The organism is Nocardia sp. NPDC049526, assembly GCF_044465765.1.
Lineage (GTDB): Bacteria > Actinomycetota > Actinomycetes > Mycobacteriales > Mycobacteriaceae > Nocardia.
The window spans coordinates 570,440-595,763 of the sequence record NZ_JBITMA010000004.1; the positions used below are offsets into that span (position 1 = coordinate 570,440).

Annotated in this window: 22 protein-coding genes and 1 pseudogene; 12 read left to right on the top strand and 11 right to left on the bottom strand. The window is 65.9% G+C overall.

What is annotated here, in order from left to right:
* The first annotated feature begins 170 nt into the window (after positions 1 to 170).
* The 3 genes from ACIBW7_RS16185 (at position 171) to ACIBW7_RS16195 (ending at position 2,123) form a co-directional block, all read left to right on the top strand.
* Positions 171 to 776 carry an MspA family porin gene (locus ACIBW7_RS16185; protein ID WP_397046997.1) on the top strand — a complete coding sequence of 202 codons (606 nt, stop codon included), beginning with the start codon at positions 171 to 173 and terminating at the stop codon, positions 774 to 776.
* Positions 777 to 811: 35 nt separating this feature from the next.
* Positions 812 to 1,543 (top strand): MspA family porin, encoded by a 732-nt coding sequence (locus ACIBW7_RS16190; protein WP_397046998.1) that lies wholly within the window; start codon positions 812 to 814, stop codon positions 1,541 to 1,543.
* A 148-nt stretch (positions 1,544 to 1,691) separates the two neighbouring features.
* Complete coding sequence (locus tag ACIBW7_RS16195; protein ID WP_397046999.1) at positions 1,692 to 2,123, top strand: hypothetical protein; 432 nt, start codon at positions 1,692 to 1,694, stop codon at positions 2,121 to 2,123.
* A 632-nt stretch (positions 2,124 to 2,755) separates the two neighbouring features.
* Here ACIBW7_RS16195 and ACIBW7_RS16200 read toward each other — a convergent pair.
* Genes ACIBW7_RS16200 through ACIBW7_RS16215 form a run of 4 tightly spaced genes read right to left on the bottom strand, consistent with a single transcriptional unit; the run spans position 2,756 to position 8,359 of the window.
* Positions 2,756 to 3,589 carry a 3-oxoacyl-ACP reductase family protein gene (locus ACIBW7_RS16200; RefSeq protein ID WP_397047000.1) on the bottom strand — a complete coding sequence of 278 codons (834 nt, stop codon included), beginning with the start codon at positions 3,587 to 3,589 and terminating at the stop codon, positions 2,756 to 2,758.
* A gap of 37 nt (positions 3,590 to 3,626) precedes the next feature.
* Positions 3,627 to 5,048, bottom strand: coding sequence for a phytoene desaturase family protein (locus ACIBW7_RS16205; RefSeq protein WP_397047001.1), 1,422 nt, complete (start codon positions 5,046 to 5,048; stop codon positions 3,627 to 3,629).
* Positions 5,045 to 6,862 carry a DUF3556 domain-containing protein gene (locus tag ACIBW7_RS16210; RefSeq protein ID WP_397047002.1) on the bottom strand — a complete coding sequence of 606 codons (1,818 nt, stop codon included), beginning with the start codon at positions 6,860 to 6,862 and terminating at the stop codon, positions 5,045 to 5,047. Before ACIBW7_RS16210 ends, ACIBW7_RS16205 begins: the two co-directional genes overlap by 4 nt.
* A gap of 30 nt (positions 6,863 to 6,892) precedes the next feature.
* Positions 6,893 to 8,359: a class I adenylate-forming enzyme family protein gene (locus ACIBW7_RS16215; protein WP_397047091.1), complete on the bottom strand. Its 1,467-nt coding sequence runs from the start codon at positions 8,357 to 8,359 to the stop codon at positions 6,893 to 6,895.
* 239 nt (positions 8,360 to 8,598) lie between these two features.
* Here ACIBW7_RS16215 and ACIBW7_RS16220 point away from each other — a divergent pair, with 239 nt between their 5' ends.
* From ACIBW7_RS16220 to ACIBW7_RS16235, 4 genes are all read left to right on the top strand, one after another.
* A complete protein-coding gene (locus ACIBW7_RS16220; protein WP_397047092.1) occupies positions 8,599 to 9,819 on the top strand; it encodes a PucR family transcriptional regulator in 1,221 nt (406 codons plus the stop codon).
* Positions 9,820 to 10,055: 236 nt separating this feature from the next.
* A complete protein-coding gene (locus ACIBW7_RS16225; RefSeq protein ID WP_397047003.1) occupies positions 10,056 to 11,747 on the top strand; it encodes a PHA/PHB synthase family protein in 1,692 nt (563 codons plus the stop codon).
* Between the two features lie 16 nt (positions 11,748 to 11,763).
* Entirely contained in the window at positions 11,764 to 12,609 is an 846-nt protein-coding gene (locus ACIBW7_RS16230) for an alpha/beta fold hydrolase (protein ID WP_397047004.1), read from the top strand.
* Between the two features lie 2 nt (positions 12,610 to 12,611).
* Positions 12,612 to 12,950 (top strand): hypothetical protein, encoded by a 339-nt coding sequence (locus ACIBW7_RS16235; protein WP_397047005.1) that lies wholly within the window; start codon positions 12,612 to 12,614, stop codon positions 12,948 to 12,950.
* A gap of 27 nt (positions 12,951 to 12,977) precedes the next feature.
* Here ACIBW7_RS16235 and ACIBW7_RS16240 read toward each other — a convergent pair whose 3' ends face one another.
* Complete coding sequence (locus ACIBW7_RS16240) at positions 12,978 to 13,673, bottom strand: cupin domain-containing protein (protein ID WP_397047006.1); 696 nt, start codon at positions 13,671 to 13,673, stop codon at positions 12,978 to 12,980.
* Between the two features lie 176 nt (positions 13,674 to 13,849).
* On the opposite strand from ACIBW7_RS16240, the gene ACIBW7_RS16245 reads away from it, so the two are divergent.
* Positions 13,850 to 14,488: an HD domain-containing protein gene (locus tag ACIBW7_RS16245; RefSeq protein WP_397047007.1), complete on the top strand. Its 639-nt coding sequence runs from the start codon at positions 13,850 to 13,852 to the stop codon at positions 14,486 to 14,488.
* Here the strand turns inward: ACIBW7_RS16245 and ACIBW7_RS16250 are convergent.
* Together ACIBW7_RS16250 and ACIBW7_RS16255 are read right to left on the bottom strand one after the other, a co-directional pair.
* Positions 14,460 to 14,990 carry a hypothetical protein gene (locus tag ACIBW7_RS16250; RefSeq protein WP_397047008.1) on the bottom strand — a complete coding sequence of 177 codons (531 nt, stop codon included), beginning with the start codon at positions 14,988 to 14,990 and terminating at the stop codon, positions 14,460 to 14,462. The genes ACIBW7_RS16245 and ACIBW7_RS16250 overlap by 29 nt on opposite strands.
* A 214-nt stretch (positions 14,991 to 15,204) precedes the next feature.
* Positions 15,205 to 16,788 (bottom strand): GAF domain-containing protein, encoded by a 1,584-nt coding sequence (locus ACIBW7_RS16255; protein WP_397047009.1) that lies wholly within the window; start codon positions 16,786 to 16,788, stop codon positions 15,205 to 15,207.
* 308 nt (positions 16,789 to 17,096) lie between these two features.
* On the opposite strand from ACIBW7_RS16255, the gene ACIBW7_RS16260 reads away from it, so the two are divergent.
* Entirely contained in the window at positions 17,097 to 17,606 is a 510-nt protein-coding gene (locus ACIBW7_RS16260; RefSeq protein ID WP_397047010.1) for a Dps family protein, read from the top strand.
* Positions 17,603 to 18,139 (top strand): response regulator, encoded by a 537-nt coding sequence (locus tag ACIBW7_RS16265; protein WP_397047011.1) that lies wholly within the window; start codon positions 17,603 to 17,605, stop codon positions 18,137 to 18,139. Before ACIBW7_RS16260 ends, ACIBW7_RS16265 begins: the two co-directional genes overlap by 4 nt.
* Here ACIBW7_RS16265 and ACIBW7_RS16270 read toward each other — a convergent pair.
* From ACIBW7_RS16270 to ACIBW7_RS16280, 3 genes and pseudogenes are all read right to left on the bottom strand, one after another.
* Positions 18,117 to 18,738, bottom strand: a pseudogene (locus ACIBW7_RS16270) (response regulator). The gene ACIBW7_RS16265 and the pseudogene ACIBW7_RS16270 overlap by 23 nt on opposite strands.
* A 92-nt stretch (positions 18,739 to 18,830) precedes the next feature.
* Positions 18,831 to 19,520: an alpha/beta fold hydrolase gene (locus ACIBW7_RS16275; RefSeq protein WP_397047012.1), complete on the bottom strand. Its 690-nt coding sequence runs from the start codon at positions 19,518 to 19,520 to the stop codon at positions 18,831 to 18,833.
* Positions 19,521 to 19,607: 87 nt separating this feature from the next.
* Positions 19,608 to 22,331 (bottom strand): LuxR C-terminal-related transcriptional regulator, encoded by a 2,724-nt coding sequence (locus tag ACIBW7_RS16280; protein ID WP_397047013.1) that lies wholly within the window; start codon positions 22,329 to 22,331, stop codon positions 19,608 to 19,610.
* Between the two features lie 169 nt (positions 22,332 to 22,500).
* On the opposite strand from ACIBW7_RS16280, the gene ACIBW7_RS16285 reads away from it, so the two are divergent.
* Positions 22,501 to 23,013: a Dps family protein gene (locus ACIBW7_RS16285; protein ID WP_397047014.1), complete on the top strand. Its 513-nt coding sequence runs from the start codon at positions 22,501 to 22,503 to the stop codon at positions 23,011 to 23,013.
* Between the two features lie 699 nt (positions 23,014 to 23,712).
* Positions 23,713 to 24,468 (top strand): hypothetical protein, encoded by a 756-nt coding sequence (locus ACIBW7_RS16290; RefSeq protein WP_397047015.1) that lies wholly within the window; start codon positions 23,713 to 23,715, stop codon positions 24,466 to 24,468.
* A 115-nt stretch (positions 24,469 to 24,583) separates the two neighbouring features.
* Here the strand turns inward: ACIBW7_RS16290 and ACIBW7_RS16295 are convergent, their stop codons facing one another.
* Entirely contained in the window at positions 24,584 to 25,267 is a 684-nt protein-coding gene (locus ACIBW7_RS16295; RefSeq protein WP_397047016.1) for a GntR family transcriptional regulator, read from the bottom strand.
* Positions 25,268 to 25,324: the final 57 nt, after the last annotated feature.

The window sequence follows — 25,324 nt, forward strand, 5'->3', positions numbered from 1 at the left end:
GCCCAACCTCTGCCGAAAATGGGAACAAGTTAGGAGCCGGCTATGAGCGCGTACACCCCATTGGCCATGGTGGCGGGATTCGACAGCAACCACACTGCTGATTCCCAGCCGAAGCTCAGGTTTGCGTGCGAGGTTCTCCCGTAGCCGGCAGCAGTTGAGGATGGGGTTTGATGAGGGTGATCGATGGCGTCGGCCGGTGGTCGACCGGTATCAGCGTCGGGTTGGCGGTGCTGATGCTCGGAGGTGGGTTCGCGCATGCGGATACGGTGGTGCCGCTGCCCGACGGCGAGCAGGCCTTGACGACGGCGACGGGAATTCCGGTGGATCTGACCAGAACCGGTGAGACGGCGATCATCTCCCAGTCCCTCGCCGCCAACGGCATGTCACGCACGGCGCAGCTGTCGGCGACCGCGTACGCCACAGCTCCGGGGGCGACGGCGGGCAGTTTGGAGACCGGTTATCTGATCGGCTGCCAGGTAGATCTGTCCGGTGGGCTGTCACTCGGCGGTGATGTCTACATGTCGCCCGGCTCGGTGTCACCGGAATTGACCCCGAGTATCAAACTGGTGCCGGGCGGTGTCGCGGTGGTGAAGTTCGGCACCAAGAAGCTCGATCCCGCGGCTGGTGCCGTCGGCATCGCCTACCGCAATCGCGGCATCCAGCTGAGTGGGTGCGGCGGATATGCGCAGGCGCGCGCGTTCAGCGCCCTGACAGTGGCCAACGACCAGGGGTCGGCCGAAGTGAGCTTGTACGGCGACCCGTTCAGCGTCGGATGAGCGGCGTGATGCGATCGAACGAGAGGAACAGCGCGATGCGCCGTTCACTGGGCGCCGTGATCATGACGTGCGCCTTCCTGCCTGTCGTGCTGGTGACATCCGTTGCGGCACAAGCCGATACCGCGATACCCCTCCCCGATGGCCACGACCGGTTCACAACTCGTGATGGCCTCGTCGTCGCGGTCGACCGCACCGGTGAACACGCGACGATCTCGGGATCGATGGCCGCGAGCCCACTTTCCCGCAACGCCTGGGTTTCCGGCGTGACGGCGGTGCACATCACCGTGCCCGCCGATATCACCGTCACCGGCGGTCGGATCGAGACCGGTTACCTCGTTGGCTGCCAAGTCGATCTCGGCAGCGGTACACATGCGGACGGCAGCGGCGATACGCCGCCGCCCCAGCCGAAAACCGACGCGCCCGCGGGTGCCGACAGCGCGGGCAACAACGGCGACGGGGGCGGCGGGGGCAACGGCGGCGTCACCGCAGGCGGATACGCCGGTGGTACTGCGGGCGACTCAGGCGTCTCGCCCTATGCCGATCCCTCCCTGAGCATTCAGTTGAAGCCCGGCAAGGTAGCCACCAAGGAAATCGAGGACTACACCTTCACCGGCACATCGGGCATCACTCAGTACGTGGACCACACACTGTCCATGGAAGGTTGCGCAGGCGCCGCCGAAGCTCGCGCCTACACCACGGTCACCGTGCACGACAACGTCATGGACGACTCCGAAACCCTATGGGGCCAACCCTTCAGCCTCGGGTGATCTCATCGCGCGAGGTTGCGCTGTAGGTTCCGGCTTTGTTCCGCGCGAACGGTCATGGGATGACGGGAAGACTGGTACCGTCGCACGGCATAGCGTCGGCATGACCACCATTCCATCTCTGGGGGTAATGATGCGTTCGATTCGATCCGTGACTGCTTTCTCCCTCGCCGCGATGACCGCAGCAGCCGTAACTGCCATGGCCGCACCAGCTTCCGCGGACTCGAGCGGCGGTAAGTTCGCGACAATCTACTCGCTGACCAACGGCCCGTGCGTAGCGATCGTCGACTCGTCGGTCAACGGCAACGCCTATCCGGGCATGGCCGCCTTCACCGTGACCGCACAGATGATCGGCGTCGGCCAGTGTTCACTCGACATCACCCTGAACTACCGCAATGTCGACACCGGCGAAACCGGCAGCTTCACCGCGCACGCCAACGGCCCCGGCTTTTGGGGCAACAGCGGCTATTCGGCCCTGTTCAGCCCCGGCCACGACAACTTCGTCGGCACCGTCACCGTCAACGCGGCCCACTTCCCGGAGGCCGGTGCAATCCAGTTCACCAACCACCCGTACCAGGGCTAGCCACGGCGGAGACATCGGGTTGTCGGCGGCGAGCCGGCGCTGCCCGCATGTCGTCCTGTGGTCATCGGTAAGGACGCGCCTGGTTCTCGGACACGCCCGCAGTATTCGGTTGAATACGCCCGAGGCCATACTATTTCGCTATGACTGTCGGATTTGGAAAGGCTTTGGTAATCAGGAGGATTCAGCGAAGCGGCCGATCGATACTCGTGACGGTCGATGCTCCGCAGCCTTTTACGAAACCGGACGCGGACTACTTTTGCCGACTACGGATCGAGGGGCTACAGCCTGCCCCGATCATCATCCAAACGACCGGTACCGAACCAGCACAAGCGTTGATGTCCGGGTTGACCGAAGTCAGCGCCCGCCTGTCCGTCTCGCTCCCAGATTTCCTGTCGGAAGCGCGAATCGGCGGTGACCTCGCACCAGCTGTCGGCTAGCCCGAAACCCGTTCCATGGGCGAAACCTCTCGAGGCAGATTGCACGAGGTCACCAGCGCCAACAAACTGATCGAGTTCTGATGCACAGCCACCAGCTCCGCGACGACGTGTCGCCGAGTTGGTGGCTGTGGTCTTCAGCCGCCCGTTGTGGCCACCGAGTCGGGTGACACGGCTCTGCGGTTCCAGGCCCCGCACTCACATGTCCATGCCGCCGTTGACGCTCCACACCTGTCCGGTGATGTAGGAGGACGCGTCGGCGGCCAGGAAATGGACCACCCGCGCGATCTCCTCGGGCCTGCCCGCGCGGCCGACGGGGATTCGGCCGGTGAGCGCGTTCAGCACCTTCGTCGGGATGGCCGCGGTCATATCTGTGGTGACGAGGCCCGGAGTGACCGTATTCACGGTGATGCCGATGCTGTCGTCACTGCGCTTGCCGGAACGCGCGAGCTGGAAGGCGGCCTCCTTCGCCAGGGTTTTGGTGAGACCGAACAACCCGGATTTGGAGGCGGCGTAGTTGGCCTGGCCGATATTGCCCGTTTCACCGACGACCGAGGAAACGTTGACGATGCGTCCGGTGCCGCGCTCCACCATGTGCGCGAGTGCGGCCTGGGAGAGGAAGAAAGCGCCGGAGAGGTTGACCGCCAGTACGGTGTGCCAGTCCTCCTCGGTCATCTCGGCAACCGTCTTGTCCATGGTGATGCCCGCGTTGTTGACCAGGATGTCGATGCGGCCGTGGATTACGATGACTTCGGCGATGGTGCGGCGGCAGTCGGCGGCCGAGCCGACATTGCCGCAATGGGACGAGGCGGCGGCACCGTACCTGTCGGTGATCCGACGCAAGCCCGTGACGAAGCGTTCGGCGCCCTCGGAACTGCGGCTGTAGCCGACAGCGACGGTCGCGCCTTGGTTGGCCAGGCTGTGCGCGATCGCCGCACCGATACCGCGGGTGCCGCCGGTGACGAAGGCCACCCGTCCGGTCAGTTTGCCGACCGCCGGTGCGGCGACGGGGAGGGTCTCGAGAGTGGTCATGAAATTCTCCTTCGAGTGATGTGGGTGTGTTCGTCGGTCAGGCGATGCGACGGAGATGGTCGAGCGCGACCGTGGCCGCATTGGCGCCGCACATGCCGTGTGCACCGGGCCCGGGCGGTGTCGCGGCCGAGCAGATATACCTGCCGGGGAGACCGATCGTGTACGGCGACAACGTCATTCGCGGTCCGAATACGAGCTGGCGGATGTCCTTCGAGCCGGTCATGATGTCCCCGCCGACGAAATTGGGGTTGTAGGCGCTCATTTGGGTCGTGGTGCGCGTGCTGCGACCGACTATGCGATCACGGAAGCCGGGGGCGAACCGTTCGATCTGCGCGATGATGGCTTCGGTGGCATCGCCGGTGTAGCCATTGGGCACGTGGGCGTAGGTCCACAGCGGGTGCACGTCGCCCACCGAGCGCTGCGGGTCGGCCAAGTACTGCTGACCGATCAATACGAACGGCCGATCGGGCATGCGTCCGGCGTGGATCTCGCGTTCGGTGGCCGCCAGTTCGGCATAGCCGCCCGCGAGGTGCACCGTTCCGGCGCGGCGCGCTTCCGGATTGGTCCATGGCACACCGCCTTCCACGGCGAAATCCACCTTGAACGCGCCCGGTCCCTGGCGGAATCCGCGATAAGCGCGGGCAATACGGGCCGGGAGCCGGTCGCCCAAGATTCCGGCTACCGCATCGGGTGCCAGATCGAACATCGTCACATCGCTGGTAGGCAGCTGCGACGCGGTTTCGATCCGGATGCCGGTCTCGATCTTGCCGCCGAGATCGGTCAGCAAGGCGGCCAGCGCGCCGGTGATCGCCCCCGAACCACCGGCCGCGACCGGCCACCCGTACCGGTGCCCCGCAGTGATGATGCCCAGACCGATGGCCGAGGTGAGCGGGTGGTGCAGCGGTCGGAACGCGTGTGCCGCGACACCGCCGAAGAGCGCACGCGCCGTATCGGTGCGCAATAGCCGGGCCAGGGTGGAGCCGGGCAGGACAGTCGGCAGGCCGAAGCGCGCCAGCGTAAGCGGATGCCGCGGGACGCGCAGCAGCGGCCGCATGATGTCCTCCGACAGCGCGTCGAACCGCGCCGATGGTGCGCCGAACAACATCCGCCATCGTCGGCCGTCACGACCCAGCCCGGCCGCGGTCGCCTCGACCGAGCGGTAGAGCACGCCCGCCCGGCCCCCATCGAGCGGATGCACACAGTCGATTTCCGGTGTGCACCAAGCTAATCCGTAGGCTTCCAAGCCGAGTTCGGTGAGCAACGGCGAACCGACGGCCATGGGATGGATGGCCGAGCACTGATCGTGCAGCAGGCCCGGCAGCAGCGCCTCGGTGGTGCGGGCGCCGCCGCCTATCTCGTCGGCGGCCTCGAGCACGGTCACCTGGACGCCCGCCCTGGCCAGGACCACCGCGGCGGCCAGGCCGTTGGGCCCACCGCCCACCACCGTCGCGGTCGTCATGCCAGCGCTCCGTGCCCGTGGTCCTGCTCGTCGCGGGCGGGCCCTGCTGCCTGCCGGGGCGCCTCGGGCGACCACGTGACCTCCAGTGGGATCGGACCATTGGGTAGCCACGGCTGCTCGGCCACCGCATCGGCCACGCGCCAAGTGCCCCTTTCGATTACACCGAGCGCGGCGTCGATGACCTGGTAGTGCTGCACCTTGCTGCCCCACGCCTGTGACTCCACCCAGACGACCACCAGCTCACCCGGCTCGAACGCGGCCTCCCGCTGCACGGCGGCGACCAGATCCTCGTTGTGCAAGTGTCCGTCGCCGAAGTTGAAGCCGATCAGCGAGTTACAGACGAATTCGGCCTCGCGCACCGTCCGGGTGTCGATATCGGGCAGGTCGCGCAGCAATACCGAGAACAGTCCGCGGCCCTGGCTGTGCAGGGTGCGCCAGGCAATAACCTGCTGCATGGTGATTTCGGCCCACGTGGGTTCGTAGCCGAACGCGATGAACTGGTCCACCTGGTTCTTCGCGGGCCGTGTCACCTTGTCCAGCTTCGCCTCCGCGCCGGGCGCGAACGCCCACACCGCCGAGGCCCAGTTGCCTGCGTACTGCCGCATCGACGGCAGGAACGACACCTTATCCGGCCGGAAGTTGCCCAGCACCGGGTAGAACAACAGCCCGGCGATGATCACCGCGGCCAGCCACGGCGAGGAGATATCGGTGATCGCGTAACCCTGCCAATTCGGAAAGCCGAGGAACAGGAAGACCGTCGCGTAAGCGAACAGCACATTCCACTCCAGTGGCACCGCGAGCGGGAACGTGGAGACGATGAACAGGTGGAAGACGACCATCACCGTGGCCGCCGCCGCGGTCAGCCACATGTTGGTGGAGAAGAACAGCACCAGTGGGGCGATGATCTCGACCGTCGTGCCGCCGACGTGGGCCATCACATCGGCGACCCGGGACGGGCGCAGGTCACGCGGGAAGTCACGGTAGTGCGCACGCTTGAACCACTTGAACGGAACCGACGGGCTGTTGCTCACCATCGGCGGTACCACCAGCGAGAAATGCTTGCCGAACTTCGATACGCCCGCACCGACCCACACGACCAGGATCAGCAACTTCAGCGCGATGATCATGTCGACGAACGGCAGCGTCGCGAAGAAGACCAGCGCGGGCAGATACTGTTCGCCGCGCGCGCCCAGGAAGACGGTCTTGTCCCGCAGACCGTTGACGATCAACAGCACGATCGGCGCAATCAGCAGCGCCGGATTCACCAGTCCGGACGTGTTGTCCGGTACCGCCTCGATCAACGACGCACTGCGCACGCCGGGCGTGAACAGCGCAACGGCCACGCTGACCAGTAGCGCGCAGTACAGCGCCACATCGACCGGTGTGCGCCGATCACCCGCGGTGAACGGCATCCACCGCCAGGGCCGCAGCCGAATCGTGCCCGGCCTGGCCCAGAAGCGAATGCCACCGGTCATCGGCCGCACCTTGCCCGCGAGCGGTCCCCATGAGCCCGCGACGCCGATGGCCTCCAGCAGCACGGTCCACAGCACCGCCTTCTGATAGACGATCGGCTGATCCCACCATTGCGAGATATGCCAGAACGCGGGCAGACCCGAAGTCACCGTCGCGACCACGACACCGCCGAGGGCGTAGCCGAAAATCAGTTTGAGGATATAGATGCTGTGCACCATCCTCGGTGATCCGAATCCGTTCTCGGCCCAGTTGACCGCGAGAATGCGCATTCGTTCCATGAGCGGCTCGTGCAAAAATGTATCCGGATCGACCTTCGGCAGATCCGGTTCGACGAATCCCATTTCTTCTGCTCCTCGAATTGTCGTGCTGACTCAATTGCCCGCGGCGGACAGCCGACGCAGTTCGGGCTTGTCGATCTTGCCGACGGGATTCTTGGGGAGTTCATTCAGAATCGTGATCGCAACGGGCAGTTTGTATTTCGACAACGCGTTGCGCAGATGATCGAGAATCTTGCCGGTGTCCAGGACGGCGCCCGAGTTGAGCGCGACGAACAGCACCGGCTCCTCGCCGTACACCGGATGCCCCCTGCCGACCACCGCGGCTTCACCTATCTCCGGCAGTTGGTAGGCGACGGTCTCGATCTCCTTGGGGTAGATGTTCTCGCCGCCACGGATGATCATGTCCTTGGCCCGGTCGACCAATACGAGATACCCGTCCGCGTCGAGACGGCCGATATCGCCGGTGCGCAGCCAGCCGTCGACCAGTGTTCGAGCCGTCTCCTCCGGCCGATTCAGGTAGCCGCGCATGATGTTCGGGCCGGACACGAGAACCTCGCCCACCGCACCATCCGGCACCGGCGAGCCGTCGGGTCCCGCGATCCGGACGCTCTGCCCCGGCAGCGGCAACCCGACGGTTCCCGGCTTGCGCCTGCCGCGCAACGGGTTGACAGTGCTGGCGCAGCAGCCCTCGGACAAGCCGTACCCCTCGATGACCGGAATTGCGTACCGCGCTTCGAATCTCGTCAGCACTTCCACGCTCGCGGCGGCGGCGCCACAGACCGCGAAGCGCACCGACGAGGTATCCGGTCGCACCTGCGCGGGCAGATCGCACAGCATCGTGTAGATCGTCGGCACAGCGGAGAAATACGTCGCCCGGCTGCGCTCGATCCGGTCGAAGAAGGTGTCCGCGCGGAACCGGCCCGCCACGGTGGCTCGGCCGCCGGCCAGCAGCGGTGACAGCGTGCCGACGACGATGCCGTTGACGTGGAACAGCGGCAGGATCAGCAGGCTGTGGTCGGTGTCGGTGAGCTCGAACGCATCGATCACCATCCGGCACATCGCGTTCAGATTCGTGTGGTCGAGCACCACTCCCTTCGGTTTTCCGGTGGTGCCGCTGGTATAGATGAGCAGCGCCGTACCGTCTTGCGAAGGCTCCGCACCGACGTCGGCCAAGGGCTCCGCGTGCGTGAGGATCGCCGTGCGCACCACCGTGGCGAGCGGCGGCACCGCGAGCGCGGGCGGATCGATGGTGATCAGCACCTTCGCCGCCGCATCGGCGATCTGGTAGTCGGCCTCGGCGGCGGTCAGCGATGGATTGATCGGCGTCGCCGCGGCGCCCAAACGCCAGGCGGCGAACAAGGATACGACCAGGTCCACGGTGTTGGGCAGCATGACAGCCACCACGTCGCCGCGCTCGACACCCTTGTCGCGCAACGTGGTTGCGGCACGGCGCACCACGTCCAGAAACCGGGCGTTGGTCAGCTCGGTGGAGTCGTCGGCAAGGGCCGGACCATCCGGATTCGCCGCTGCTCGGCGATCGGGCAATGTCGAAAGATTCATGAGCGGGTCCTGAAACCGAGGAATTGGGCGGGAACAGCGATAACGGTAGAAATCGACGCGTCGCACAGCACCGTCGCGAGCAAATGAAGTTCCGCGCCGCAGTTGTCGCTCGAGGACAAAGGCTGTCGGGCATTTTTCCGGTCGCGCCGGAGCTGGGTACCTACAATGATCAGGTGACGACTTTTCGTCGCGGTAGCGAAGTCGAGGTCGGCCAGTACGTCGCATGGATCGCCGCCCACATGAACGAGCGGGTGACGGAAATCGGCGCGGCCATCCGACGCGAACTCGAGACAGAAATAGCCGAGTTACGCGACGACACGCATTCCCTGGAACTGCTCGGTGCCAGCGTGGAAGCCAATGTCGAAACACTGCTGCACGCGGTGCGTCACGATATTCCGGTCGCGCGCGTCCAGGCGCCCACCGCGGCGATCGAGTACGCCAAACGCCTTGCCCAGCATGGTGTTTCGGTCAACTCCCTGATTCGCGCCTACTGGGTCGGGCAGCGCCGGATGAGCGAACTGGTCTTCGCGGAAGTGCGCGACGGCGATATCGCGGCACAGCGGCACATCGACGTCCTGCAAAGCATCACTACGACGCTGTTCAGCTACATCGACTCCATCACTCGACAGGTCGTCGCCGCCTACCAGAGTGAGCGGGAACAGTGGCTCGAGAACCAGAACAGCATCCGCGCACTCAAGGTCCGCGAAGTGCTGAGCGGGACCGGCGCCATCGATATCGACGCGGCAACCGAGTCGATCCGCTATCCACTGCGCTGGCATCATCTCGCGCTGGTGCTGTGGTACCCGGAGCTGAGTAACCAAGGTGACGAGCTCCCCCGGATGCAGCGGTTCGTGCGAGAACTGGCCGAAGCGGCGAGCACGTCGGCGCGCCCGCTTTTCGCCGCCGCGGATCGGGTCAGCGGATGGGCCTGGCTGCCCTACCGTTCGCTGCCCGCCGACGTGGTGGATACCGTCCGCGGTTTCGCGTGCGACCGGGCCGATGTCCCTTGTTTCGCGATCGGCACACCCGATGCCGGGGTCGAGGGCTTCCGCCGATCGCATCGCCACGCACAGGCCGCCCGCGCGGTCGCGCTAGTTCGCGGCACGGATCATCCGACGGTGTTTTCCGCGACCGATCCTGGACTCTCGGCCGCGGCACTGATGTGCGGCGACATCACCGAAGCACGGGAATGGGTGCACGAGGTACTCGGCGATCTGGCTGCCGACAACGACAACGACGAGCGGCTCCGGGACACATTGCGGGTATTTCTGCGCAATGGATCGAGCTATAAGGCCGCGGCCGCGGAGATGAACCTGCACTTCAATTCCGTGAAGTACCGGGTGGCGCGCGCGGTGGCGCGACGCGGTCGACCGATAGACGACGACCGGCTCGGGGTCGAGATGGCGCTGTTGGTGTGCCAGTGGTACGGGGCGGCGGCATTGCGCCCGGACCCGGCATAGCACCCACGCTGGTGACAAACATCCGGGCAGATTTCGTGCTCTCGGGACGATGGCCGAACCTGCGCGCCGATCTACCGTTCCGGCATCAACCCTGAGTGGACGCGTCGGCAAAGGAGCCGACGCCATCCGCCGATCCGATGCCCATCGACAACGCAGCCCCGGCATCGCAGCCCACAACGCGGCACTGCCGCCGCGCAACGCGGGCGAGAAGCAGCCGCTGTGTACCGAGGAGAAATATGACAACGACGATCGACGGCGCCGACGAACTCGCGGCACCCCTGGACCTGTTGCTGACGACGTCCGCGGTCGGCGTCGGCAGGCGCATGCTGCCGAATACTTCGTGGACCCGGCTGGCCCTGAGTCTGGCCAAGCAGCCGCGCACCGTTGCCGACCAGGTCGGATCGCTCGGCCACGAGCTGATGACCATCGCCCGTGGCCGCTCCGACCGCGCGCCCGCCGCGGGCGACCGCCGCTTCGACGATCCGGGCTGGCGGGACAATCCACTGTTCAAGCGATCCATGCAGGCCTATCTCGCCACCAACGACACGGTCGACGCGCTCTTCACGGACGCACACCTGGACTGGCGTGACACCGAGTGGATGCGTTTCGTAATCGACAATGTGATGGAGGGGCTCGCGCCCAGCAACAACCCGATGCTGAACCCGACCGCTTGGAAAGCGTTGGTGGACACGGGCGGTCGCAGCGCGGTGCGTGGGCTTCGTCATTTCCTCGCGGATATGTCAGCTCGGCCGCATATCCCCGCCATGGTGGAGCCGGACGCGTTCACGCTCGGCGAAAACGTGGCCACGACACCGGGTTCGGTGGTGTTCCGCACGGAGCTGTTCGAATTGATCCAGTACCGGCCGCAGACCGAGCGCGTACGGACGGTTCCGCTGCTGATGGTGCCGCCGGTGATCAACAAGTTCTACGTCATGGATATCGCGCCGGGCCGCAGCATGATCGAATACTTCCTGCGCGAGGGCCAGCAGGTGTTCGCCATCTCGTGGCGCAATCCGACCGTGGCGCAACGTGACCTAGGGCTCGACGCGTACGGACAAGCAATCATCGATGCGCTCGACGTGGTCGAGCGGATCACCGGATCCGATCGCACCCACCTGCAAGGCTCGTGTTCCGGCGGCATCATCGCCGCCATGACCGCCGCGCATCTGACCGCGACGGAACAGGCGCATCGGCTGGCCGGTCTGACGCTGATGGTGACCGTGCTCGACCAGAGCCGGTCGGGTTTCGCCGCGGCCGCAATGGACGAAGAAACCGCGAATATCGCCATCGCATTGTCGGCCCGGAAGGGGTACCTCGACGGCCGCACGCTGGCCGAAGTCTTCGCATGGCTGCGGCCCAACGATCTGGTGTGGCGCTACTGGGTCAACAACTATCTCCAGGGCCGCGCACCGAAGCCCTTCGACGTGCTGTTCTGGAATGCCGACACCACCCGCATGACGGCCGCCCTGCACCGGGACATGGTGCTGATGGGGCTGCATAATTGCCTCGCCACACCGAATCAGGTGAATATGCTCGGCACCCCGGTCGACCTGTCCCAGATCACCGTCGACACCTACATCGTCGCCGGTATCGCGGACCATATCTCGCCGTGGCAGGCCTGCTATCGCAGCGCCCGGTTGCTCGGCAGCAAGGATCTGCAGTTCGTGCTGTCCAGCAGCGGCCATATCGCCGCACTGGTCAACCCACCGGCAAATGCCAAATCCTCCTACCGGATCGGTGCGGCCGACCCGGACGATCCCGCCGAGTGGCTGGACTCCGCGACCGCACAGCAGGGCTCCTGGTGGCCGAACTTCGTGGCGTGGCTGGCCGAACGCAGCGGCCGCGACACCGATGCACCGGAGGCGTTGGGCACCGCGCAGCTGCCGCCGCTGGATCCCGCGCCGGGTAGCTACGTCCTCGAACACTGAAAGAGAAACTCCGGCAATGGATTTCACAGAGGCAAGCGTGACCGCGCCGCAGACCGAGCCGCAGACCGAGCGGCGGCTCATCGCCGTACTCGGACAACGGATCCGCGTCGATGTCCGCTGGGGAACCGGCGTGCCGCTGGTGCTGTGCAACGGTATCGGGGCTGGTCTGGAGGTGCTCGACCCGCTGGTCGCCCACCTCCACCCGACCACGACAGTGGTCCGGTTCGATGTCCCCGGTAGCGGCGGGTCAGCGAATTCGCCACTGCCGTATGGGTTTCCCTATCTCGCCGTCATGCTCGGACAACTGCTGCGCAAACTGCGTATCCGGCAGCCGGTCGATATCCTCGGGCTGTCCTGGGGTGGCGCATTGGCGCAGCAATTCGCTCTGCAGAACCCGCGCCGCTGCCGGAAACTCATCCTGGTCTCCACCGGCACCGGCATGATCATGGTGCCCGGCCGTCCGGCAACGCTGCGGAAAATGCTGACCCCACGCCGGTTTCGGGACCATCACTACGCCGCCTCGATCGCCGGTGAACTCTACGGCGGCACCGCCCGTGCCGAACCCGCGATGGTGGAGGAACTGTTCGAGCGAGGACCGACCACCGGATCTCGGGTCGGATACTTCCACCAACTGCTGGCCGGATCGGTCTGGACCAGCATCTTCGCGCTGCCGCTCATCCGGCAGCCCACGCTTATCGTCGCAGGCCTCGACGATCCGGTCGTTCCCGTCACCAACTCCCGGATCATGCACTGTCTGCTCCCCCACTCGACCCTGCACCTGCACGGCGGCGGGCACGTCGACATCGTCACCAATGCCGCCGAATTGGCCCCAGTCGTCGAAAGATTCAGAAAGAGGAATTGATTGTGTGGATTCCGACGGAATCTAGTCCCCAACCATCGGATACACCTGCCCCCACCGGCCTGCGTCCGGCAACGAATGGCACCGAAAGCGTCCCCGCGCCGAATACCCAGCGCGGCAACGACGATATTGCCGCGCTCGGAGCACCCGCACTGGTTCTGGGCGTCGTACTGATCATCGCCGGGTGCGCCGCAGTACTGCCGACACGGACTTGGCCACGCGACTACGGCGTGCTGTTGGTCATCCTCGCCTACGCCCTCTACGTAGGTCTCGCCGGTTCGCTGAGTGTGTGGGGCTACCGTACGACCCGCACACGCGCCCGCCGCGGACCGGACCGGCGATGAATGTCGGTACGGACGTGGCGATTGCCCTCAGTGCCGTTTGGTGACGACGACCGGTTTGATATCGGTGGGTATGCCCGCCAAGGCGGTTTCCGGAATGCCCAGCACGGTGGCGAGTACAGAGCGCGGGATGGAGTTGACCGCGGCGAGGATGCCGATGTCGTCGTTGGTTTCCGCCGCGCTGGTGTTGAACACGATGAGGACCTCGAGAGGTGCGTCGGTGCGGGCGTTCTCGAAGTAGTGGAAGAAGCCCTGTGGCGCGAATACGAGGTCGCCCGGATGGGCTTCGAAGGATTGAGCGTGGTAGCTGCCGTCGGAGTGGGTGCCGAGAATGGTCCATTTGGCGGTGCCGGAAATGTGGTAGTTCATTTCCCAGGCACTGGGGTGCCAGTGTGGCTCGCGGATGCCGCCCGGCTCGAGACGCACGAAGTAGACCGATCCGTTCTGCCCGGCCAGCACCGGGAAACTACCCTCGTGCGCGCCTTGGAGGGTGCCGCCGTCGTAACGCTGCGGATCCGCCGAGGTGAGGTGGAACAGATGCGGCGAGTTCTGCAGGTTCTCGGCGATCTCACCGGTATTCGGCAGTTGACTCGCGGCGGTGTCGGCGCAGCCGGTGGCCGCCATCAGCCCCGCGCCCATCGCTGCTCCACCCAGCGCGGCGGCGCCGGTGCCGATCGCCGCGCGTCGGTTGACGCCCGTCGTTTCCGGTTCGGAATCGCTGGACATACGCCTCCGTTCGCAATGGCGGACAGTGCGGGCAGCTACCCTGCAACGCCGGTCAGCATATGTCCCGCAACTTCATAAAAGTGGCAGCACACACCGCTGATTCGGTGTATTGATCCGCATATCGTTAGCAACGAGCACACTGGGAGCATCGGCTGTTCGAACTCCAGGAGTCCTCGATGACAGAGCAGATCGCCGGAATACCGATTCCCGACACCCGACTGGTCGCCGACGCGACCGAGGTGATCCGCGAGAGCGAGCCCCCGCTGTTGTTCCACCATTCGCGGCGGGTGTACCTGTTCGGGATGCTGCAAGCCCGGCGACTCGGTCTGCGGCCCGATTCCGAACTGCTGTACGTCGGCGCCATGTTCCACGACCTCGGCTTGACCGAGGCGTACGGCGCCAGCATGCAACGGTTCGAGGTCGACGGCGCCGATGCGGCCCGCGAATTCCTCACCGGACACGGCATCGAACACGATGCGGCCCAAGGGATCTGGACTGCCATCGCGCTGCACACCACCCCGGGCATTCCCGAGCACATGGCCCCGGAGATTGCGATGGTCACCGCCGGAGTCGAAACCGACGTCCTCGGCTTCGGCTACCACGACCTCGACCGCGCCGACATCGAGGCGGTCGTCGCGGCCCATCCGCGCCCCGACTTCAAACGTCAGATCCTCGCGGCATTCACCCACGGCTTCGCCCATCGCCCCGACTCCACCTTCGGCACCGTCAACGCCGACGTCCTCGCCCACTACGCACCCGGCTTCACCCGAACCGACTTCGTCGAGGTCATCCTCGGCAACCCCTGGGCGGAATAGACACCTCGATAGCAGACCTCGCGCACGTTGCCGAACCACCGCGAAGCGGCGCACCTGCCCGTTCCTGATGCGACGAGAGGCGGACGAGGAGCTGGTGCAGCGGCATCCGCAGGTCGGCGGCCAGCAGACTCATGACCCGCAGCATGGTTGCGCTGTCGAGATCATGAGTGATGAGGATTCGCTCGAGCACCATTGCGCTGATGGCCTGCGTTCGGGTCAGTGCCATTTCGGGGAGCCAACTCAGCCGCCACCTTCCCGTGCGGGTGCCGTTGCCGACCCGGGCCGCGAACTCGGCGGACTGCGGGTTCGCGATGGTCGAGTGCGTGACGTGCAGGGCGCCGATATGTTCGGCGATCAGTTCGCCAACCGGCCCACCCGACCACATCGCAGGTCGAACCACGCCCTCGCTCCCCGTCGCGCCGACCTCCGTGGTCGGCCCCGCCGGTGCGCGGGCGGGAGCCTCGGCGGCTGCTCGGGATATGACGGCTTGTTGTATGACCATGTCGAGACTCCTCGAATGCCCGATGGGACCGATAGAACGAGGTCCAGAATCGTCTGGCCGCATGCCTTTGTCGTCGACGCTGGCCGCAGTCGAGCGGCCCCACTACCGTGACAGTGTGCATACCCGCTAGCTGCAACTCGACCCGATCGAGCCCGCTGGATCCGGGGCCGGTGGGGCCGGTCACCCGGCTGGACCTATCGGTAGAACCGCACGGTCACATGAGACGTGTGCTGTCTCGAGCCGCTATTGGGATCGTGATGTACAGCGACGTACCGGCCCCCGTCGAACTGGTGACGAGCACATGGCCGCCCAGCGCTTCGATGCGGTCTTTGAGCCCGATGAGTCCCGATCCTTTCCTGGAGTCGGCGCCGCCGATGCCGTCATCGCGAATCGACAAACAGAGACTGTCGCCCTTCATCGCAGCCCAGACGGACACTTCGGAGGCTTGGGCGTACTTGGCAGCATTCGTCAGCGCTTCGGCCACCGCGTAATAGGCGCCGATCTCCACCGAATCCGGTAATCGCCGCTCGACCGCGACATCGAGGTCCACCGGAACGGGGCAGCGGCGGGCCAGCGTCTTCAAAGCCGGGACGAGTCCACCTTTCGACAGGATCACCGGATGAATGCCGCGCGAGAGTTCCTGGAGATTCTCCGATGCGGCGGCCAGACCGCTCGCGACCCGAGCGATCTGCCCGCTGAGCGCACCGAATTCGGATGGCACCGAGTCCTTCAGAGAGTGCAATTCCAAAGCGAGAGACACCAGCCGTTGCTGGGCTCCGTCATGCAGATCGCGTTCCAGGCGGCGCCGCGCCTCATCACCGGCCGCCACGATCCTGGCGCGCGACGCGGTCAGTTCCGCGCGCGATTCGGCATTGGCGATCGCCGTCGCGACGAGGTCGGCGAAGTCGGCGACACGCGCCTCGGTATCCGGTGGCAGCGGCACGGGCTCGACGCTGCCGACGACAGCGGCGCCCCACATATTGCCCTCGACCACGATCGGCGCCCCCACCCCGCCCTGCAGACCGAGCTCACGGATGCGCGCAGCCGCACACCCCGGAGCGTCGTCGGTGTCGATCCGGGCCGGGCGGCCGCTGGTGCGAATCAGGCCGACGATGTTGTCGCCCTCCAGCGACCAGCGCGAACCGATGGGCATCGCCGCATTCTGCGATGGGTCGTCATGAGCCGAGACCAGAGTGGCAGTGCCGTCGGACTCGTAGCGCCACAGCGACGCATTGGCAGTGCCGAGCGCGCGAGCCAACTGCTCGGCCACCGTCGCGAAGATCTCGAAGCCGGGCGCGCCGCGCGCCACCAGGGTAGCCACCCGCCGCAGCGCGGCCTGCTGTTCGGCCAGCACACCGATCCGGTCGCGGCTGTCCCGGAGTCCGGCTTTGGCGTCCTCGGCTTCGCGGCGGCGTTGCTCGGCTTCGACGGCCCGGACTCGGGCCAGCCCCGCGATGAAGTTCGTACACAACGCCGCCGCGAGGAACACGACGACGAGCACACCGTTCTGGAAGTTGAACGGCTCGAACTCGCCGCCGGGCCTGGCACCACCGAAGTAGGCCAGCGCGACGGCGCTGACCAGCGAGGTGGTTACCGCCAAGCCCAATCCCCACACCATGGAGATCACCAGGATGCCGAGCAGATAGACCGGCTCGAATGTCTCACCGGGCGACAGATCCTCCAGGAGGACGATCACAAGCGTCTCCAGCGCGATAACAACCGCGGCGATCACGATCCCCAACGACAGCGGCGGTGTCGCCGGACGCAGCCACGCCGATAGCACATCCGTCGGCGGCATGAACTCAGTATCCTCCCCCGCCGCTCTCGGACAATCGGGTGGTTGCCCCTGTCGAGAGCGGTTCGCAGGACTGGCCGGTAGCGGGTAGGCGATCTTTCCGGGTGGCGGGCGCGATGAATGGGTGTCAGCGGTGGCGACACGAGTTCGCCGAATGGCGAAGCTGATAGCGGACGGGGAACACGGCGGCAGGCCGAAGGCGATTGCCTGCTCGCGACGACGGCGGCCGAATGCCATGGGCCGGCGGCGGCGTTGCCCGGCCGTTCCGATTGCCCCGATCGATCGGGGCCCAGCACGAGACGGGAGCAACAATGTCCACCACGTCGATCTTCCATGACTCCGCAGTCGACGCCTCGGGGTTCCGGGCTTCGCCGAGGATGCGCGCGAACCTGCAACAGATCCTCACCGATCTCATCGCGTTGCAGTTGCTGGGCAAGCAAGCGCACTGGAACGTCGTCGGCACCAATTTCCGCGACTTGCACCTGCAGCTCGACGAGATCGTCGACATCGCCCGTGCGGGCAGCGACACCATCGCCGAGCGGATGCGCGCACTGGACGCGGTGCCCGACGGACGCCCCGAGACCGTTGCCGCCACCACAATGCTGACGGCCTTTCCCGGTGGCGAGCAGAACACCGCCGCGGTAGTCGAGCTGATCTGCGACCGGCTCCGCACTACCGCAGGCACCATGCGCGCCGTGCACGACGCCGTCGATGTCGAGGACCCGTCCACGGCGGATCTGCTGCACCCCCTCATCGACGACATCGAGAAGCAGCGGTGGATGCTGAGCGCCGAGAACCGCACGGCCCAGTCGACGCGATGAGCACCGGCCCGGCCGTCCGCGATCGGCTGTCGTGGCGGCCCGGGCATCGCTGTACCGGTGCGAAGTTCCCGTTAGCGGGGATGCGCGCCCGTAGCGCGCTACCGGACACTCAGGTCATGGTGCTGTCGGCTCAGCGGCTGCGTTGTTTCATCGTGGATGACAGCGTCGACTTTCTCGACGCCGGACGCGAACTGCTCGAGCGAGAGGGAATCACCGTCGTCGGTGTGGCGTCGACCAGCGGCGCGGCGTTGCGGGGTGTCGTGGAGCTCGAGCCGGACGTGACACTTGTCGATATCGAGCTCGGCGAGGAGAACGGCTTCGAACTGGCCGAGCGCCTGCACCGCTATGGCGGACATGTGCCGCCGCCGGTGATCCTCACCTCTGCCCATGCCGGGCAAGACTTCGCCGATATGGTCGCGGCGAGCCACGCGGTGGGCTTCCTGGCCAAGTCCGCGCTGTCGTCGGGCGCGATCCATGAGCTGCTCGCCGCCGAGGACCGCGGCGATCCGCTCAGCGAGCATCGAGAAAGGTGACCACCGCGAGGACTCTGCGGTGGTCGTCCCCGGTCTCGGGCAGATCCAGTTTGGTCAAAATGCTGCGCACGTACCCACAGCCGGCGGGCGATGCCGGCGTTGGATCGGCCCTCCGCCATCAGTGCGAGCACTTCCCGCTCCCGGGCGCTGAGCACGGCCAGCGGATCGTCGCGCCGGCGGGCCGATACCAGCTCCTGCACCAGGGCGGGGTCGATGACCGATGCGCCCTTGGCGATTCGATGCAGGGTGTCGACGAACTCCGCCACGTCGGTGATCCGGCTCTCGAGCAGATAGCCGATCCGCCTACCACCGGCCAGCAACTCCATCGCATCCTCGACAGCGGCGTGCGCCGACAGGACCAGAATGCCTGTCTCCGGGAGTTCGGCCCGGATCACCCGGGCCGCGTCGAGCCCCTCGGTGGTGTGCGTCGGTGGCATCCGGATGTCGACCACCACCAGATCCGGAACCATGTCCCGAACCAGGGCCAAGAGTTGTGCGGCGTCTCCGGCCTGCCCCACCACGTCCAAGCCGCAGCGTGCGAGCAGGCTGGCGACACCTTCGCGAAGCAGGACGTCGTCGTCGGCCAGCACTACCCGCACATCCACCTCCGGCTAGTCAATCCCGAGCATACCGTCAGCAATCGAGCACGGTGCGCGGTTGGCTGAGCGCTTCGGCAAAGGTGGCTTCCGTGTCAGACCGCGTCCGCCGCGGCCCGGATGATGTTCGCGACCACGTCGGGGCGGGAGACATAGACGGCGTGGCTGCCCGGCGTCTCGACGACGGTCGCACCGATCCGTTCGGCCATCGAGGCCTGCGCCGTGGGCGGGATCATCTTGTCCTCGGTGACTCGCAGGTACCAGCTCGGCTTCAGACGCCAGGCCGCCTCGCTTACCGTTCCGCCGAGCGCGTCCAAACCCCACGGCACCTGGGAGTCGGCCAGGAACGCCGCGTCCGGAGCGGAGAGATCCCCGGCGAACGATTCGTGGAACTTCGTCCGGTCGAGGAACAGGTATCCCTGCTGCGGCGCCAGGATCGGAGGCTGCGGCCCGTCCTGAGGGAAGCCCGCGATGAGTGTGTTCACCGACTCGCCCTTATCGGGGGCGAAGGCGGTGATGTAGACGAGGGCGATGACCTTGTCGTGGGTACCTGCTTCGGTGATGACCGCCCCGCCGTAGGAATGTCCGACAAGGACTACCTCGCCGTCGATGTCGTCGATGACCTGTCGGGTGGTCGCGGCATCGTCGGCGAGCGACTTGGTCGGATTCTGCACGACCCGCACGCTGATTCCTGCTCTGGTGAGCTCGTCGTAGACCGCCCGCCATCCGGACCCGTCCACGAAACCCCCGTGGACCAGGACGACAGTCTTGTTCTGCGCGCTCATGCCGGATCTCCTCTGCATCGAATTGCTGTTCGGCACCACCGAATCTAGGAGCGCGGCCGAGGCGGTGAATCCGTCATTTGACGTAGATCAGCCGGGGTGTCTGCTCATTGCGTCGCGCAGTGCGCTGCGGGTGGAGATGCCGAGTTTCGGGAACACGCGATGCAGGTGGGTGGAAACCGTCCGCGCCGACAGGAAAAGCCGCTCGGCGATCTCCTTGTTCGTCAGCCCCGATGCCGCGAGTTCGGCGACCGCTTGTTCCTGTGCGGTCAGTACGGAGCCGCGGGTCGCCGAGGCAGCGGGTTCGCCGGCCGCGCGCAGTTCCGATTGGGTCCGTTCCAGCCATGGAGTCGCGCGTAGTCGTTCGAATGCCCGCGCCGCGGTGGTCAAATGGGCGCGCGCTGCCGCTGGTTCACGCTCTCGACGCAGCCGTTCCCCGTAAAGCAATTCAATTCGGGCCCGGTCGAAAACCCACCGATCGCCGTCGGGAGTGGCCAGCGCGTCGTCGAAAAGTGCGCGCCAGTCGTGCGGATCGGTGAGGGCGAGCGCGGCATTGGTCAGCAACCTGAGCCGCGAGGAAAGCTGGGGCACACCGGCCGCTACGGCGGCCTCGGCGTGGGCTCGCGCCTCGGCAACCCTGCCGCTGCGAACTGCCGCTTCGGTGAGGTCCAGTACCAGCCAGACGGCATGCGGCGTGTAGCGCGGAAACCCACCCGGGGCGTTGACCGATGCCGCATGCCGGTATGCCTCGTCGAAATTCGATCGCCCGAGCGCGGACAGACATCGGATGTGCGACGAGTAGGCGGCGTAGGTAACCAGGTGTCGCGGTGCGGCCCACAGCAGTAGTCTCTCCGCGGCGACATCGGCGGTGTCGGTATGGCCGCGGGCCACATCGACCAGTGCGCGCAGGAAATTTCCGGGTCCCGCCAGCAGGGTGTAGCCGAGTTCGGCGCACAACTGCAGCCCCTCGTCGGTGACCTCGATCAGTTCATCCCAATCACCTTCGAAGAAATCGACCTGTGCGATCAAGAACAGGGCTTCGATGGCTTTGGCGATCGCACCGCCACGGCGACCGTCGGCGATCACCCGCCACAACGAGTCGCGGGCAGTGCCGATGCGATCGACATAGGCAGCCGCCGTCGCGACGCGAACGATCCGCAGTGGATCGGAGGAGAAGCGCAAGCCATCGAGTGCGTCGTCGAGCCGGCGCAGCGCTTCCGGCGGGGCACCGACCGGGTTGACGAAGATGTCGTGCAGCAACGCCAGCGTATCCGCGGGCTGCGGCTCGGCGCGCTCGAGAACGCTGCCTATCTCGTTCCAGAGTTCCGGCCGTCCGCTGTAGAAGCCGACATACAGCAACGTGTGCAAGGCCTCGATCATGGCGTCCGCACCGGAACCGATCTCACGATCGTGCACTCGGATTGTCGCCAGCAACAATCTGCCTGCGGTGCCTGCGTCACCTTCATCGTTGAGCAACTGGTAGGCCGCGGCGACCGCCGCTTCCAACGACGGCGATTCGCGCACCTCCGCGCGGTTCACCTCCCACAGCAGACGGGCCGTGTCGGCAAGGTCTCCGGTGATCAGCGTCCCCAGATAGGCCGCGCGCGCGGTGCGCCGGGCGCGATCGGCATCCGAGGTGCTCAGCTCGGCGGCGCGCAGCATCGCAGCCGTCGCGCGTCTGCTGTCACCATGACGAATCATCTGCTGTGACAATCCTTCCAGTGCCGCGGCGATCTCGTCGTCGGGACCGACCGCCGCCTGCCCGAGGTGCCAGGCCCGCCGTTGTGGTTCCCCGGCAAAGGCCTCGGCGAGAACGCGGTGGACCTGACGGCGTTCCGCGCTCGTCGACTGCTCGATGACCGCCGAGCGGAGCAGCGGATGACGGAGCTCCAATCTGCCGGTGCGCGGGTTCACGCGCACAATTCCGGCCCGTTCGGCGGGCGGTAGATCGGCCAGGCCCTCCGGCGTCGGCGCACAGTCTTCCAACTTCGTGCTGTTCTCGGCACCGGCGAGTACGACGAACAACAACATCCGCCGCGTGCCCTCCGGCAAACCCGCGAACCGATCGGCGAATAGTTTCCGCAACCGGTCCGTCAGCGGCAACATCGCCGGCAGAGCCGTCGGTGAGCTGCCGTTCTCGAAGGCAACGGGCAACTCGAGCAGCGCAAGCGGATTGCCGTGAGCATCGGTGCGCAAGCGTCGACGCACATTCGCGGTGAGCGCCGGGTACGCGGCGCGCAGCAGCGCGTCGGCGTCGGTGTCGTCGAGCGGCGCCAAGTCGTGGACACGGAAACCGCTGCGGGTGAAGGCGTCATCGGATTCCGCGCGCACAGCCACGATCATGCGGATGTCGATCGCGCTCCAGCGGCGGGCCGCGTAACTCAATGCCATCGCACTGGACAAATCGAGCCACTGCACATCGTCGACGATCATCAGCAGCGCTGCGGCCCGACCCACGGCCGCTCGCAGCAGTGCCAGTGTCGCCGCGCCCGCAATCAGCTGCGATGGCATCGCTCCCGGTGCCAACCCCATGATCACGTTCAAGGCCTGCTGATGCGCGGTACCGAGCTCGTCGATTCCGTCCAACAGCGGGTGCAGGAGCTGATTGAGCGCACCGAACTTCAATTCGGCCTCGTACTCGAGCGCCGCCGCCCGCAACACCCGAACCTCATGGGCCGCCGCGATATCGGCAGCCATATCCAGCACGGCAGTCTTTCCCATCCCCGGCTCACCGCGGATGACCAATACCGGCTCGTCCTGTCCCTGAACGAACGCGGTGATCAGGTCACGCTCGACCTCACGACCAACCAACACTGCGACCCCAACCCCTTCGACGGCACTGCTCACCGAGTTAACGCCACCGGTTATCGGGAAAACAACCATTCGCCGCAGATATCAGTGACCCACCCCACAGTGCAATCTGGAATGATTCCAATAAAGGTGGCCGTTGTTCTGGGGCAAGGATCCCGAAAGGAGTACAACCATGACTGCCGCAACTCGGACCCAGCAACGCACCAATCGTCGTCTCGCCGACGATGTCCGGAATTTCACCGCTTCCCCGCAGCTGGCCGCCAGCCTGCAGGGCGTACTCGTCGATCTCATCGAATTGCACCTGCAAGGCAAGCAGGCCCATTGGAACCTCGTCGGACCGAACTTCCGCGACCTGCACCTGCAGCTCGATGAACTCGTAGACGCGGCCCGCGACAGCAGCGACACCATCGCCGAGCGGATGCGAGCCCTCGATGCGGTCCCCGACGGGCGCTCCGACACCGTCGCGGCGACAACGAGCCTCCCGCCCTTCCCGGCCGAAGAGGTCAACACCTCCGACGTCGTCGATTTGATCACGACGCGGACCTACGCCGCGATCGACACCATCCGTGACGTGCACGACGTAGTCGACGCCGAGGACCCAAGCACCAGCGACCTGCTGCACCAGGTCATCGACTCATTGGAGAAGCTGGCGTGGATGATCAAGTCGGAGAACCGCACGGTCTGACCGCCACACCGCATCGGCCCGCCGCCGGCGTGCGAGCTCGCGGCGGGTTTCGTGTTGTTCGAACAGCTTCGTAGTACCGACCCGAAACAGGACTCGACGCCTACGTGCCTTGCCGGGCTTCACGACCCGCCCACGCGCCACCAGCTCTCGCCGCGCGCCGCTCACCAGGTGGTCACTTTCTGGAGGTACCCGATGTCGATGATGGTGCCGTGCGCGTCGACGTCGGACAGGCGGGTGAGGCGGTGGCGCTGCGACCCGCGACGGTCGCGTCGGTACTGAAGGCCAATAATTGATCTGATCAAGTGTGATGAGATTATCAGATGCTATCTACGTGATGCTAGGGTCACGTCTGACAAGTTCATCACTAGGAGTTTGCATATGCACGGAGATCTCGCCGGGCGCACGGTCGCGGTAAACAGTGGAGCTCGCGAAATCGGTTTCGAGACGGCTCGGCGGATCGTCCGGCTCGGCGGTCGCGTTGCCATTTTCGACATGGACGGTGCGGCCGCGCGGGACGCCGCAATCACTGCCGGTTCACCGCGAACGGCACAGAGATTCGCTGCCGACGCTGGTTTTTCCGGCGCGACGGCGAGCGCTCGAGGTATTGCGCGGGATCTGGGGGCCGCTCAGCGAGCAGACGCTATCGCGCAGTGACGAGTTCGCGAAGACCCTGACCCTCGCCGATCGGAAGGATGGACAGTGAACGGCTGCACCCGCACGAGTTCCGCGGTGTACCCGGTGTCGTTGCGTGACGACCTGCCGCGCGAAGTCGCCACGGCCTACTGGGCCGGGCCGCATGCCGAGATCGTCAAAAAGCATCCGCACATCCTCGAGTACATCCAGCGCCAGTTCTCACCCACCGACCACGGGTACTGGCCGGCGACTCCACGGGTGGGGACCCTGGTCGCTCCGGTGTGGCGGATGGACGGTTTCGCCGAGGTGCGGCTGCGCAGTCTGACCGTCGCGGCCTTGACGACGCCGGTGCACATGCGGGGTGTCTTCCTCGACGAGCAGAACGTTTTCGATCGAGTTCTCGGCCAGCTGACCGGCCCACGTGGCGGGCGATGGTGGACCAACGGCCACGACGACACCGCGCTGCATCGGACAGCCGTTCTGCTGCGGCGACGCCGCGGCGTGCGCGGCCGGACCTTCCGCCGCTTCGTCCACGACGAGCTCGGTTCGGCACTGCACGCAGCCGGTGCCCGCGACCTCAGGACCTACACGTTCCTGCCGTACACCCAACTCGCCCACATGACTCCCGGTGTCTCCCATGACAATCCGGCGCACCGCCGCTACCACGGTGCGCTCGTGATCGGCGCGAGCAGCCGCGACCACCTGGCAGAGCTGCTGAAATCGCCGAGAGTGTCCGCCGTCATCGGCGATCAGGCCCGCGTGCTCACCGCTGCCCACGCCTACACGGTCGAGCGGTCGGTCGCGGTGATCCGCAACGAATGACATCACCCGATCAGCTCGGAGACGCTCGCACGCCGGACGAGACTGATCGGGAAGCACGGTGGTGTGAACGTTAGTTCGGTTGCCGTCGAACCGACTGGCCGGATTGTCGGACGTATCAGCCTTCTTGCTCTGCCAGTGCGGCCGTCGTCAGGGTGAGGTGTCGAGTCAGTACGTCGGCGGCGGTGTCGGGGTCACGGGCCAGCGCGGCCTCCTCCAATCGGCGATGCTCGTCGATGCCGTCGCGCTCCGGGTTGCGGTGTGCCGACCAGCGGCGGGCCAGCTCGCTCGCGACCCACAGCCGGTCGAACGTTTCCAACAACACCGGGTTGCCGCACCCTTCCAAGAGTGTGCGATGGAACACCCGATGGGCCTCGGCCCATACCTCGCTGTAGTACTCGCCGTCCTCCGGGGTGAATACCGGCGTGCGCGCCAACCGGTGGTGGGCAGCTCGAACGTTCCCCTCCCAGTGGACGTCACCACGTTCGATCGACATGCGTAGCAGAACCGGCTCGATGGCCCGGCGGGCCTCGCCGACCTGCTGCCAGCGGCGATCGGAAAAAGCTGGGACCGCGAAGCCGCGATTGGTCAGCCGTTCGGCCAGACCCTCACCAACCAGCCGCACCAGCGCCTCACGCACCACAGCCAGGCTCACACCGTGTTGCCTGGATAGATCCTGCGGCTTGAGCGCGTCACCGGGCGCGTACTCGCCGCGCATGATCGCGTTCCGCAAGTGTGCGTAGACCTGTTCGGAAAGCATCTGCTTCTCCGACGAGGTCGGGGTGTGGACTATCCGAGTCATGATCCAATCATAGACGATTTACAAAATCATCGATTATTTCTGATATCGTCGATCTTG